Source organism: Pseudomonas sp., from assembly GCF_026224925.1.
Lineage (GTDB): Bacteria > Pseudomonadota > Gammaproteobacteria > Pseudomonadales > Pseudomonadaceae > Aquipseudomonas.
Genome location: NZ_JAMFRV010000632.1, coordinates 1 through 12,980 on the forward strand (window position 1 = coordinate 1; position 12,980 = coordinate 12,980).

11 protein-coding genes are annotated in these 12,980 nt (G+C 56.1%); 5 read left to right on the forward strand and 6 right to left on the reverse strand.

All coding sequences use genetic code 11. From position 1 onward, the window contains the following. The coding region (locus tag M0974_RS26240; RefSeq protein WP_297843976.1) for a gamma-glutamyltransferase family protein at positions 1-988 on the forward strand (988 nt) is incomplete at its 5' end. A gap of 55 nt (positions 989-1,043) precedes the next feature. Here M0974_RS26240 and M0974_RS26245 read toward each other — a convergent pair. Then, positions 1,044-1,484, reverse strand: a complete 441-nt coding sequence (locus tag M0974_RS26245; RefSeq protein WP_297843979.1) for a CBS domain-containing protein — start codon at positions 1,482-1,484, stop codon at positions 1,044-1,046. Between the two features lie 261 nt (positions 1,485-1,745). On the opposite strand from M0974_RS26245, the gene M0974_RS26250 reads away from it, so the two are divergent. The 3 genes from M0974_RS26250 to M0974_RS26260 all read left to right on the forward strand — a co-directional run bounded on the left by M0974_RS26250 (position 1,746) and on the right by M0974_RS26260 (position 5,167). After that, positions 1,746-2,417: an HAD family hydrolase gene (locus M0974_RS26250; RefSeq protein ID WP_297843982.1), complete on the forward strand. Its 672-nt coding sequence runs from the start codon at positions 1,746-1,748 to the stop codon at positions 2,415-2,417. Between the two features lie 183 nt (positions 2,418-2,600). Continuing rightward, positions 2,601-3,638, forward strand: coding sequence for a metallophosphoesterase (locus M0974_RS26255; protein ID WP_297843985.1), 1,038 nt, complete (start codon positions 2,601-2,603; stop codon positions 3,636-3,638). A 68-nt stretch (positions 3,639-3,706) separates the two neighbouring features. After that, positions 3,707-5,167, forward strand: coding sequence for a glycosyltransferase family 39 protein (locus tag M0974_RS26260; RefSeq protein WP_297843988.1), 1,461 nt, complete (start codon positions 3,707-3,709; stop codon positions 5,165-5,167). Here M0974_RS26260 and arnT read toward each other — a convergent pair. The 5 genes from arnT to M0974_RS26285 all read right to left on the reverse strand — a co-directional run bounded on the left by arnT (position 5,149) and on the right by M0974_RS26285 (position 12,127). After that, entirely contained in the window at positions 5,149-6,816 is a 1,668-nt protein-coding gene (arnT, locus tag M0974_RS26265) for a lipid IV(A) 4-amino-4-deoxy-L-arabinosyltransferase (RefSeq protein WP_297844005.1), read from the reverse strand. The genes M0974_RS26260 and arnT overlap by 19 nt on opposite strands. 43 nt (positions 6,817-6,859) lie before the next feature. Beyond that, positions 6,860-7,426, reverse strand: a complete 567-nt coding sequence (locus M0974_RS26270) for a histidine phosphatase family protein (protein WP_297843990.1) — start codon at positions 7,424-7,426, stop codon at positions 6,860-6,862. 378 nt (positions 7,427-7,804) lie between these two features. Further along, positions 7,805-9,736: an LTA synthase family protein gene (locus tag M0974_RS26275; RefSeq protein WP_297843993.1), complete on the reverse strand. Its 1,932-nt coding sequence runs from the start codon at positions 9,734-9,736 to the stop codon at positions 7,805-7,807. A 356-nt stretch (positions 9,737-10,092) separates the two neighbouring features. After that, positions 10,093-11,457: an ATP-binding protein gene (locus M0974_RS26280; RefSeq protein ID WP_297843996.1), complete on the reverse strand. Its 1,365-nt coding sequence runs from the start codon at positions 11,455-11,457 to the stop codon at positions 10,093-10,095. After that, the gene (locus M0974_RS26285; protein WP_297843998.1) at positions 11,435-12,127 is read right to left on the reverse strand and encodes a response regulator transcription factor; all 693 of its coding nucleotides are present in this window, start codon (positions 12,125-12,127) and stop codon (positions 11,435-11,437) included. The genes M0974_RS26280 and M0974_RS26285 overlap by 23 nt, the downstream gene beginning before the upstream one ends. A gap of 140 nt (positions 12,128-12,267) precedes the next feature. On the opposite strand from M0974_RS26285, the gene M0974_RS26290 reads away from it, so the two are divergent. After that, positions 12,268-12,951: a response regulator transcription factor gene (locus M0974_RS26290; RefSeq protein ID WP_297844001.1), complete on the forward strand. Its 684-nt coding sequence runs from the start codon at positions 12,268-12,270 to the stop codon at positions 12,949-12,951. Positions 12,952-12,980 lie beyond the last annotated feature (29 nt).

A 12,980-nucleotide genomic window follows, 5' to 3' on the forward strand; every position in this document is an offset into this window, starting at 1 on the left:
GATTACCCAAGCTGACCTGGATAAATACCAGACCCGTGAACTTGCGCCGATTGAGTGTGATTACCGTGGCTACCATGTGGTTTCAGCGCCGCCGCAGAGCTCGGGTGGCGTGGTTATTTGCGAAATCATGAACATCCTGGAAGGCTATCCAATGCAGGCATTGGGCTTCCGTTCAGCGCAGGGCATGCAATACCAGATCGAAGCCATGCGCCACGCCTATGTCGACCGCAACAGCTATTTGGGTGACCCGGATTTCGTTAAAAACCCGGTCGAGCAGTTACTCAACAAAGACTATGCAGCGAAGCTGCGGGCTGCCATCGATCCACAAAAAGCCGGTGTTTCCCGTGACATCAAGCCCGGAGTGGCACCGCATGAAGGCAACAACACTACGCATTATTCCATCGTCGACAAATGGGGCAATGCGGTATCGGTGACTTACACACTGAACGACTGGTTTGGCGCTGGGGTGATGGCGAGCAATACCGGGGTGATCCTCAACGACGAAATGGATGACTTCACCTCCAAGGTCGGCGTTCCCAATATGTACGGCCTGGTGCAAGGTGAGGCCAACGCAATTGCTCCGGGTAAAACACCGCTGTCCTCCATGAGCCCGACGATTGTTACAAAAGACGGCAAAACCGTCATGGTGGTCGGGACCCCCGGCGGCAGCCGGATTATTACCGCAACTTTGGAAACGATGCTGAACGTCATCGACTACGGCATGAACATCCAGGAAGCGGTTGATGCACCACGCTTCCATCAGCAATGGTTGCCTGAAGAGACCAATCTGGAGCCGTTCGCTATTAGCCCTGACACACGGAAAATTCTCGAAGGCTGGGGGCAGAAGTTTGCAGGCGCGCAACCGTCCAACCATGTTGCAGCCATTTTAGTGGGGGCGCCGTCCCTAGGTGGCAAGCCGGTGGGCAATAATCGTTTCTACGGTGCGAACGACCCGCGTCGCAATACCGGTCTTTCACTGGGCTATTAAGTCATGAACCGCTAGGCCCTGTTTCAGGGCCTGGCCATCAAAGGCATGAAGTAAATTACTCGCCGCGGATGTATTGCTCCAACTGCTGAATCAAATCAGCCTGCTCGGCAATCGCTTCTTTGACCAGGTCACCAATCGACAACAACCCCACCAGTTGCCCGTCTTTGACCACCGGTAAATGGCGTAGGCGGCTGTCGGTCATGATGCCCATACACGCCTCGACGCTTTCACTGGGGCTCACGGTGATGATGCGCTCGCTCATGATGGTGCTGACCGGCGTGTCGGCAGACGACCGTCCTTTGAGCGCCACCTTGCGTGCATAGTCACGCTCACTGATGATGCCGATCACTTTGCCATCCTTGACCACCGGCAGTGCACCGACGTTTTTCTCTGCCATGACTCCCAGCGCAGCCAACACCGTTTGGTCCGGGGCGATAGTATGTACCTGCTGGTTGGTTTCGCCTTTTGCGTTGAGCAGTTGTGCGACGGTCTTCATTCGGGCCTCTCCTGTGGTGGGCTAGGGGGCGACCACGAATCGCCCTGCTGCCTCTACAGAATCGTAGAGAGTTGCCAATTGGGCAAGGTAAAAAGGGCTGTATAGGCCATAGAAAACGCTTATTAGACGTTATGCAGCGACCGAATGTCGTGGTTGACTATCAAAGTGCCAGTAACGGCCAGTCCTAGACAAATCCCCGGGTCTGGGGTCTATTGGTCCGACCCCACCTCGGGACCACGCCTGCCGAAAAGGAACTCAACGTTGGCTGCTCGCTCATCGGCGTTTAACGCCCCATACAGCGCTTTTCTGTTCGACATGGATGGAACGCTGATCAACTCCATCGCCGCCGCGGAACGTATCTGGGGCGCATGGGCAATCGCCCACGGCCTTGATGTCGCGACGTTCCTGCCCACTATTCACGGCGCGCGTGCCATCGACACCATTACCCGACTAGGGCTGCACGGGGTTAACCCTGAAGTCGAGGCGTCAGCCATCACTGAGGCGGAAATTATCGATCTTGACGGTATTGTCGAAGTCCCGGGCGCCGCGGCGTTCTTACAATCTCTACCAGCCAACAAATGGGCCATTGTCACTTCGGCACCTAAAGAACTAGCGATTCGGCGTCTGCAAGCGGCGGGCGTTCCTCTGCCTTCGGTATTTGTGACCTCCGAAGATGTCAGTGACGGAAAACCCAATCCAGATTGCTACCTGCTGGCGGCACAGCAACTGGGTGTTAATCCCGCTGCCTGCCTGGTCTTTGAAGATGCACCCATCGGCATTCAAGCGGGCCAAGCCTCAGGTGCGCAGGTTATGGTGGTGACCGCGACTCACCTTCACCCGATGGAAATGGCTCATGGGTCGATCAACGATTATCAAACGATCGCCGCCCGCGTTGACGAGCAGGGACAGCTGCGGCTTCATGACGCTAACTGATCGATTGGCGTTCAAAGCGGCTTCACCTCTTTTTCACGCGGGTGGCCATAGGCTAGGCATCCATACGCACCCAAATCACTGAATGATCTGCACGTGCGCGTGTTATTTGTGGGGTGAATAGCCATCTCGCAATACGTATCATGCGATAAGTTTCTACTGTGCGATATCGGATAACCTCTAGACATGCCTAGCACTGCATCACTCCAAAAAGCGCCCGCTGTCGGACGCCGTCGCAGTCGAAGATGGGCCCTGGCAGCCTGGGTCGTCGTTTGTCTAGCGACGTTGGCCGTGATGGGTTTTATCGTCTTGCCGCCGACACCGTACACGCCCATAACGGGACTAAGCCCGACTCAGGTTTCACTCATTGCGATGGGTGACCAGGGCAGTGGTAACTTTCAGCAATGGGCGGTGGCCTATGCCATGGAGAACGTCGCGGAAAAAGATGGCCGGCTCGACATGGTGGTGCTGTTGGGCGACAACTTTTACGGCAAGCCGCTGACTGGCACTTCCGACTTGAGCTGGCGGACGAAATTTGAAAGTGTTTATTGGGGCCGCTGGCTAAGCCACGTACCTTTCTACGCCGTGTTGGGTAACCATGATTACCCCGACTCGCAGCAGGTCGAGATCGAATACAGCCGCCAGCACAAAGGTTCTGGCCGCTGGCAAATGCCTGATCACACCTACACGCGTGATTTCGGCAATGATGACGGTCGGCCTGTGGTGCGCATGGTGTTTATCGACACGTCTGTGCCCGCCAGCGAATTGCCGGCGCAGATCAAGATACTTGAACAAGCGTTTCTGCAACCCGGTCCCGAACCGATCTGGCGCGTGGTCGCGGCCCATCATCCGGTGCGAAACGCTGGCGAGCACAATGAAAACTCACTAATGGTGACAGAGCTACTGCCGGTATTGAAGCGTCTAAACGTGGACCTGTATGTGTCCGGGCACGATCACAATCAGCAACTGATCCTCAACGAAGGTGAGCCCGCCTGGGTTATTTCCGGTGGCGGGGGGCAAAAGCTCTACCCCCTTAATACGAAACATTTGCCGGTCAGTTTCGCCAAATCCCAGGCAGGCTTTACCAAACTCGACTTTACCCCTACTCAGCTAAAGCTGGCTTATTACAGCTTGAGCACAAGTGCGGCTGCCCGCTATGAATGGAGCCGGGTATGCCCATGGATGGCCAAGGGCTGCTTGGTGGAGTCGACCATGTCGCCTTGATCCCACCGCCTACTCAAGATTGCTGAACTCCTTCAGTTGCTCATCACCCCTGTGAGTCACACACGCTTATGTCCACTCGTCCCGTCTTCCTGTTGTTCGTGCTTGGTTGTCTGCTGTTCTTCGTCGCGTTGGGAAACCATCAATTGCAAGGGTCTACCGAGCCTCGTGTGGCGGGGATCGCCATGGAGATGCACCTCTATAATGACTGGGTAACGCCCAGGTTGAATGGCCAGCCGTTCCTGGAAAAACCGCCTTTGAGCCTGTGGCTGGACGCGGGCGCCATCAAGTTATTCGGTGCGAATACGTGGGCGGTGAGGTTGGCGTCGGCAGTGGCCGGCCTGTTGAGCATGTTGGCGTTGTATGGGGCGCTACGTAAGTTAGGGCGTCCGGTCATGATCGCAGCTGGCGCGTCGGTGTTGCTGGCGACCATGGGCAGTTACTGGGGCAATGCGCGTCAAGTCGGGGAGGATTCGTTGCTGTCGCTGGGCGTAACCTTGGCGTTACTGGCGTTTTTTCTGGCCAACCGCGAATGGGCGGCGCAGCGTCGTCGTTCGCTCGGGCTGTGGTTGTTGTTCGCTGTGGGCATCGCCATCGCCACCTTGAGTAAGGGTGTGTTGGGCCTGGCGTTGCCGGGGGCTGTCATTTTTGCTTTTCTGGTTGCAGAAAGCCTGATCGAAAAACGCTTCGTGTTTGCCGACTGGGTATGGCCAGCGGCAGTGACCTTGGTTGCCTTGCTGCCGTTGGCAGTGTGGCTGGGGTTTCTCTACCAGAGCGGCGGTTCGTCCGCGATCAAAGAAGTGTTATGGGCCAACAGCGTCGGGCGCTTCAGTGGTGGGTTCTCCGAAGCCGGACATTTTGAGCCGTTTTATTACTATCTCGGCAAACTGCCGCAGTCGTTTCTGCCGTGGAATATTCTGGTGTATGTCGGCCTTTGGCACTTCTGCAAAAAGATGCGCGCCAGTCCGTACATGCTTTTCTTCAGTTTGTGGCTGTTGGCGCAGTTGACCCTGCTGACGCTCGCATCCAGCAAACGCATGGTTTATCTCATGTCTCTAACTCCGGCTGCCGCAGTGATTGCAGCCGAGTATTCGGCGGTGTTACTGGAGCGTTTACGTCAACGATCGGCCACGTCGTCATGGGCGCAAAGGCTCGTCCGTCATCAACGTACCGGGATACTCGGCGTGTTAGGTTTGATGGTGGTTAGTTACCTGGCGGTAGCGATCTGGGTGATCCCGAGGGAAGACCGCACCGAATCCTTTACGCCGTTGACTGAGCAAATACGCACTTTGCAGGATAGCGGTCGGCGGGTGGTGCTGTTCACCCCGAGCGAGCGCCTGGCAGGGGCGAGCGTGTTCTACACCCAGAGCGTGTTGGTGGCCTTGCAAACCGAGGAGGAGCTCAATGTATTTCTCCGTGAATCGCCAAACAACGTTGCGGTAATGGAGCGTCAAGACGACCCGGCCGCCCCCTTGAAAATCCTGAAGAAGGTTGTCGTGGGCAAGCGCGCGTATTATTTCATGGTGATGTGATCGGCTCCGTTTTGCGCGTACACCAGAATAACCACGCTGCCCTGTTCATAGCGCGTCGCATCCTTGGGCAGCAGTTCCAGTTCGCGTGCATCACCGTCGTTCTTAACCCGCATCACGACGCCGACTGACCCTTCTCGGCGAGCTTGGGCCAACCATTGCTGTACGTTGTCTTTCTCGACGGTCCGGTTCTTGACGTCGGGGTAGGAGAGACCGTATTGGGCTTCGCCCACAGCGTCGTACAGCGTCACATCAGGGTGCGCTGTTTGCCAGGCAAGTGCTGAAGCAGCCCCCAGATCATTACTCATCAACGATTGAGTTTGACGAAGTGCCTGGGAATGCTCGGCGATGAACCGCTCAGGTGTCTTGTTCTGCACGATTGAGTCCGGCAAGGCGGCCGGCAACAGCGCCACCGCCAGCCCCATGCCGACTGCTGGGGCCAGATAAAACAGTTGAGGTCGGCTGACGAGCAGTGCGTTTGCCAGAATCCAACCCGCCAGCGCAGTAATCATCAACGCCATGTGCAGCGGTTCGTGGTTAAAGATCGGCTGTTTGAGTTGCATGTAAATCAATGCCACCAAGGCCAGCATACCCAGCATCAGATTGAGCGCCGAGTTGCTGCGCAGCGCTAGGGTTTTGGCCTGTTCGAGGCGGTTAACCAGTGTGTCACCCAACAGCAGGGCCAACGGCAACATACACGGCAGAATGTAAGTCGGGAGCTTGCCGTTACTTAGGCTGAGAAACGCCAGCGGCAAGCAGAGCCACATCAGCAAAAACGCGGTCTTGGTTTGTTTTCGGTTGAGCCAGGCCTGTTTGAATGTGATCGGCAGCAGCAAGGCCCACGGCAAACTGGACACCATCAATAACGGGCCATAAAACCACCACGGTTCAGCATGCTGTGCGTCGTCGCCCGCGAAACGGCGAATGTGTTCATGCCAGAAAAAGAATCGCCAAAAATCAGGTTCACGGACCTGGACAGTCAATACCCACGGCAGTGAAATCAGCGCGGCAACCAGCACTGCGATGTAGCCATAGCGAACCAACTCATTGAAGCGCCGTTGCCAGATCATGTAGGGCAGGGCGACTAATACCGGCAGCAACAGGGCTAAAAAGCCCTTGGTCATAAAGCCCATGCCGCAGGCCAATCCCAATACGGCCCATGACGTTACTTTTGCGCGGCGTGTCGGACTATCGATGGCGTACCACAGCGCGACGATGCTCAGATTGACCCACAGGGTAAACTGCGGATCGAGGTTGGCGTAACCGGCCTGGCCGACGACCAGACCAAAGCTCAGGTAGACCACGGCGCAGGTCAGGCTTTTGCGTGGCGAGTTCCACAAGCGTCGGGCGATCAGGTACGCCAACACCGCGCTGAGGCCAAGGCTGAGTGCCGACGCAATGCGCACACCGAACAGGTTATGACCAAACACGGCTTGGCCAATGGCAATCATCCAATAGCCAACCGCAGGCTTTTCGAAATAGCGCAGTCCCATAAAGTGGGGCGCGGCCCAGTTTCCGCTTAAAAGCATCTCTTGGCTGATTTGCGCGTAGCGGGTTTCGTCGGGCATCCAAAGGCCGTGGGTGGCCAAGGGCAATAGATAGAAAATGACAAAGGCCAGAAACAACAACGGCAAGGTCCAACGTTTGACCATGGTGTTTAGCATCAGGTAGTGCTCGGTATCGATCATTGGAGGCTTAAGGTTTTTTATCCAGGGTGGACGCCCAGTCCTGGTAGTTGATAAAGCCAAGTACTTTCGGTTGGCGGTCAGCGCCAATGGACACCAGTAACGTGCTGCTGTATTCGCTGGTCTTTGCGTGGGCAAAACCCAACTCTTTTTCCAGCGCGCTCATGCAACCACTGTGGGTGACCAAGACCATGTTGCGGTGGGCCACCTTATGGCTCAGTACGCTGTCGAGCATTTCGTGTTCGCAGCTGCTCAACCACGCTTCATCGGGGCTGGCTTTGCCGAACATGGCGAATGAAGTTTGCGCGGTGCGGTGCAGCGGGCTGCTCATGACGTCGGTGTTGCTCATGCCTAGTCTGTTGAACGCCTTGCCCACTATTACCGCTGTGTCGCTGCCCACTTGGGTGATACCGTCCGCAGACCCGAGGCAGGTGTGGGTCGACCGATCACAGCGTTCGGCGTGGCGCACGAGGGCTACTACATCGCCCGCTTGCCAGTGATCATAGACGCCGGCGGTGATCATGTTTTCATGTTTGCCCAAGTCGGTCAGCGACTTGGGCCACCAGACGAATCCCATGGCCAATACGACAGAACAAACAAGTACTACGCCCACCACAATCTTTTTAAACCGGTGCGCGTCGTGTGCTGGCAATGACCGTTTTGCAACATCAGCGGTGGTTTTCACCTTCGTATTACTCCAAGACGATATATTTTGGACGCACAATGACTGCAACCTAAAAAGCGCCTGATCAGCGTTTCGAGGAAGTTATGTGCCTGTCGTTATAGGCAGCGAGACTAAAGCGGGGCTCGTAGCTGGGTGGTAAAAAAGATGTGAAAATTTAGCGAAGACCGCCCGTGGCGCGAACTAAGGTTGGGGGTTTATTGTTTTAAACAGCGCATAAAAAAGCCGACGACAATGGTTTAAATTGACGTCGGCTTTCGCAAATCTTTTTAACTAGGGTGCGGCGGTGCGCGGTACCCAGTTGATTAAATGCTGTTTGTAGTCGTAACTGGCGCCTTGGTAATAGCTGATAGCACGAATGATCAGCGGGTCGGTGTCGTTGACCCGTGATTCCACGCTCTCACCCAAGGCCTGGTCATGACGACGCAGCAGTTTTTGTGGACTGAGAATGGCAAGGTTAGTGCCGTCGAACAGACCCAGATGCTGGTAGTTACCGACTAGCACACGGGGCGGCAGCGGGTTGTCCTGAAGCAAGTTCCGGCCAAAGAACGTCGATTGATAACTCTGGTTCAGCAGGCCGAGCAGGGTTGGCGCCAAGTCGATCTGGCTCGCCAATTGCGACGACTCACGGGCTTGGATGATGTTGGGTGCATAGATAAACAGCGGAATTTGATAGTTGGTGATCGGCAAGTCTTCTCGGCCAGCGCTACCGGCAGTATGGTCGGCGACGAACACGAAAATTGTGTCGTTAAACCACGGCTTTTGCCGCGCGTCGTCGAGGAACTTGCCGATGGCGTAGTCGGTGTATTTCACTGAGCCATTACGGCCATCCCCCGATTTAATGTCGATGCGTCCAGCGGGGTAGGTGTAGGGACGGTGGTTAGAGGTGGTCATCAACTGCAAGAAAAACGGCGTGTGTTTGGCGTAAACTGCATCGGCCTCGTTCAGCGATTGCTGAAACAGGTCTTCGTCGGCAATACCCCACGCATTTTTGAAGTGAATGTCTGATTCTTTAATGCTGCTTTGGTCAACGATGCGGTAACCATTGCCGCTGAAAAACGCATTCATGTTGTCGAAATAACCACGGCCACCATACATGAACACGCTGTCGTACCCGACTGCGTTCAGCTGTTGGCCCAAGCTGCCATAGCCACTTTCATGGCCGATGCGCTTGACGATGGAACGGCCAGGCGTCGGTGGAATCGACAGGGTGATGGCTTCCAGTCCGCGGTCAGTGCGGGTACCGGTGGCGTAAAAATTATTGAAGTACAGGCTGTGCTTACGCAGTTCGTCGAGGTTCGGCGTCAGGTTATGAGGGTCGCCGTTACTGCCCATGTACTTGGCACTGAGGCTTTCGATGGTGACCAGGATAATGTTCGGCGTGCGTGGCTTGCCGGGGTTAGCGATGTTACGGCGAATATCCTGTGGGTCTTTGCCGATGAACGACGCATTGGGTTCGGCCAGTTCAGCGCGCAACTGGTGAGCAACTTCTTCGTTGGGCAGGCTGGCGTAGAACTGCTTGTAATCCAGCTCGTTATTGCGGAAAGCGGCGAAAAACTGAAACGGCCCATTGGTCCCCAGTTCGTGCTGATAGGCGTTGCCACCTTCGCCCCGCGGGGTTTCCTGGTCAATGAACTGCATGCTTAAACCCGCGACAACCAACAACGCGGCAAAACCCAGCAACCGCTGACGTGCTTTAGGCAAAGGTGCAATCAGTGCGGATTTGACCGGTATGTACAGTAGCGCGCTCAGCCCAATGGCCGCTACGGCCAGAATCCCGAGCAAGGCGCCAATCGGATAGGACTCAAGAATGTTGTTCAGAACTTCCTTGGAGTAAACCAGATAGTCCACAGCGATAAAGTTGAAGCGCACGCCGAACTCATCCCAGAACAACCATTCCGACACGGCGACAAACAGCATGACAAAGATACTGACCGTCATGACACCCTGCAAAAACCAACGATGGCCACGGGTGCGCCACAGGGCGGGCGGGCAGAACAGTAGGTAAAAGGCCAACGGCAACGCTGCGTATACCAGAAATGCGATGTCGTAGATGGCCCCAATCCCGAAAATGGAGAGGTAACCATGGCCAGCTTCATTTAAATGGGTGGCGAGAAGTACGGCCCGCGTGATGAGAAAAATGACGAACCAAGTGCCGGTCAACAAAAATAAATAGCGCATGGGCGCTGTGTGAGGTACACGCATTGTTAGTTCCTTTACGCATGACGTTGACGTCGTTCAACGTCAGGGAGGCCTCGAATAAACAATTCAATTCGAGGGGGATGCTGTTAGTCGCGGGGCGTAAGCCTGATGTAACTCTATGACATTAAAAGACTCGCGCCTATTAGGTGAGGATCAGCAGTTAACGTTTTTTGGCAAAAAAATTCCGCTGGATAGCCACTTCATCCTGCCAATTGCCGCAAAACGCCTGAAATAGAGCCTTCATGTCGCGAACTTTCTATGACGACAGCTGAATCCAACTGTTCTATGACATTCGCAATTATCTCTGAGTCTTTGTCAAAAAGATGTTGAGATCAGGTAAAAGGTTCTGTGAACCACGCCTATTTTCGGCCGGTACTTCGTAAGATAATCTCACAGCCAGGCCCTGCGTCTCGGACTTCCAGGGCCATATCGTGCAGTCGGGCCACGGCGGCCACCATACTCAGACCCAATCCGTTGCCCGGCGTATGCCGACTGGATTCCGAACGATACAACCGTCGAAAAACCGCTTCGCGCTCGACTTCCGGGATGCCGGGGCCGTTGTCGCTGACGATCAAACCCGGCCCGTCGGCCGCGCCGGAGATGGACACGCGAATGTGGCTGTTGTCCGGAGAAAACTTGATGGCGTTGTCGAGTAGATTACACGCCGCGTCGAACAGCAGTTGCGCGTCGCCAGCGAGAAGGGCAGGTGCCGGGGCGGGCTCGAACGTCAGGGTCATGCCACGTTCTTCGGCCAACGGTTCAAAGAACTCGGCAGCGTCGGCGCCGATGCGGTTCAGATCGACTTCGGCAAAGCTGCTGCGGCGTGCGCTGTCTTCGATTTCAGAGATCCGTAACAACGCACGGAAGGTCAGTAGCAGTCCTCGAGCCTCATCCAGCGCAGAGTCGACCGTCAAGGCGTAATCCTCCTCCAGCAGGCCGCGTCGTTGCGCGCGTTCCAGGCCTGCAATCAGTCGCGTCAGGGGGGTGCGCAAGTCGTGGGCTATGTCATCGCATACACCCTTGACCTCGCTCATCAAGCGTTCGAGTTCGTCGAGCATTCCGTTAACCACGTTAGCCAGCCGGTCGATATCATCGCGGTTGCCTCGGGTCGGCAAGCGGCGGCTAAGGTCGCCTTCGACAATTTGCTTGATCGACGTGCTTAGGGTGTCAAGCCGGCGCCGGGCCGAGTACCCCAGCCCGATAGAGCCGATCAGCCCCACGACCAATAGCAGGCAGCCGCCAGACACCAATGCGTTGACCAGCAACTCATCGAATTCGTGGATATCGTGCATGTCTTGGGCGACCAACAGCGTTTTGCCGTCGTCGAGTTTATGCACCATAAAGCGGATCGGGCGGATACGGCCATTGGGTTTTTCCCAGCGGAACTCCTCGGGTTGGTCATAAGCAGTGAACGCGGGCAATGTTTCGATGGGCCCGGCGATGAGCTTGCCTTGCCCATCGAACAGCGAGTGGGGGAGTCGGCCGTCTACGTCCTGGATGTCGTGTTTGCGAATTTCCTGCTCGCGCAACTCGGGTGTCTGCTGGCTGCGATTTTCCACTTGGCGATGCAACGCGGTGTCCGCTTCGGTCTTGAGGTAGAACGCGGTCTGCCAATAGATATAGCCGAACAAGGCGAAGAACGAAAAGCCGAACAAAGCGAGGAACATCAGGCCTGTGCGAAAACTGATCGTGCGCGGGATTTCACTCAGGTGAACGGAGAACATAGCCGGCTCCACGAACGGTGTGAATCATTTGGTCGTCACCTTCGCCATCGATTTTGCGGCGCAGACGTCCTATATGGACTTCAATCACATTGGTACGCTCGTCGTAGCTGTAATTCCACACGGCTTCGAACAACATGGTGCGGGTTATGACCTGTCCGGCATGGCGCATCAAGTGTTCGAGCAATGCGTATTCCCGCGGCAGCAGGTCGATCGTTCGCTCGCCACGGCGTACGGTGCGGGCGAGCAGATCAACGTCCAGATTGCCGACCTTCAGGCGACTTTCGCGAGACTGCTCAGATGGCACTACCCGACGGCGGATCAAGGCGTCCAGGCGCGCTGTCAGTTCGATGAACTCGAAAGGTTTGGTCAGGTAGTCATCGCCGCCAGCGCGTAAGCCCCGAACGCGTTCATCCAGGGCGCTGAGTGCGCTCAATATCAGGACCGGCGTGGCAATACCTGCGGCACGCAAGGCGGTCAGTATGCCCAGACCATCAACCGCGCCGGGTAACATACGGTCTAGCACGATGATGTCGAAGTCGCCGCTGAACGCGTTCATTAACCCGTCGCGGCCATTGTCGACGCAGGTTACGTCGAAGCCATGGTCATGCAACGCGGCCTTGATTTCGTTGGCGGTGGGCAGGTCGTCCTCGACGATGAGTACGTGGGTCATGGATCGATGTCGTCCTCGATGTATGGGCGGCTTGGCTGGGTAGAACCCCGCAAGTAATGGCATAGTGTGCCAATGTGCAGTGAACGGGAAGGTCGCGCCAACATGAACAAAAGTTTACCTGAGATACCGATGAGGTCACTTTGCGGATATTGGTAATTGAGGACGACGTCCGTACAGCTGCGTACCTGGTGCGTGGTTTGAATGAGAGCGGGCATGTGGCCGATGCCTGTGACGAAGGGCGCGGCGGATTGGCTCTGGCGCTGGAAGGCATCTATGACGCCTTGATCGTTGATCGACGTCTGCCGGGCATGGATGGCCTGGAGTTGGTGCGCACGTTGCGTCAGAGCGGAGTGCACACACCGATTTTGATGCTCAGTGCCATGGCCTCAACTGAACACCGCGTCGAAGGGTTGCGTGCTGGCTGTGATGATTACCTGACCAAGCCTTATGCGTTTGTCGAAGTTCTGGCCCGACTTGACGCTTTGCTACGCAGGGTTGATCAGCCCTCCGGGAGTTCGCAACTCGTGACCGTCGGCGATCTGCAACTCGATTGCGCCACGCGCACGGCAACACGTCAGGACCGGGTGGTGATTCTGCGGCACCGGGAATCGCTTATTCTGGCAAAACTCATGCGCCACGCCGGCCAAGTCGTGACCCGTGACATGCTGCTGGAAAGCGCCTGGGATTACGCGTTCGACCCTAACGATAACGTCATCGACAAGCACATCTACCGCTTGCGTCGCCAACTCGACGAGGGATTCGCCACGTCCCTGATCAGAACCGTCGCGGGTGCGGGTTATATGCTTGACGCGGGTGGGGATTAGCTGACCTTATCGCAGTTCATCGCAGCACC

What these genes read in the sequence shown, in the direction of transcription:
- M0974_RS26260 (WP_297843988.1), top strand. Translation starts at nt 3,707, where the DNA reads ATGTCCACTCGTCCCGTCTTCCTGTTGTTCGTGCTTGGTTGTCTGCTG.
- M0974_RS26275 (WP_297843993.1), bottom strand. Translation starts at nt 9,736, where the DNA reads ATGCGTGTACCTCACACAGCGCCCATGCGCTATTTATTTTTGTTGACC.
- M0974_RS26285 (WP_297843998.1), bottom strand. Translation starts at nt 12,127, where the DNA reads ATGACCCACGTACTCATCGTCGAGGACGACCTGCCCACCGCCAACGAA.
- M0974_RS26245 (WP_297843979.1), bottom strand. Translation starts at nt 1,484, where the DNA reads ATGAAGACCGTCGCACAACTGCTCAACGCAAAAGGCGAAACCAACCAG.
- arnT (WP_297844005.1), bottom strand. Translation starts at nt 6,816, where the DNA reads ATGGTCAAACGTTGGACCTTGCCGTTGTTGTTTCTGGCCTTTGTCATT.
- M0974_RS26255 (WP_297843985.1), top strand. Translation starts at nt 2,601, where the DNA reads ATGCCTAGCACTGCATCACTCCAAAAAGCGCCCGCTGTCGGACGCCGT.
- M0974_RS26270 (WP_297843990.1), bottom strand. Translation starts at nt 7,426, where the DNA reads ATGGGATTCGTCTGGTGGCCCAAGTCGCTGACCGACTTGGGCAAACAT.
- M0974_RS26280 (WP_297843996.1), bottom strand. Translation starts at nt 11,457, where the DNA reads ATGTTCTCCGTTCACCTGAGTGAAATCCCGCGCACGATCAGTTTTCGC.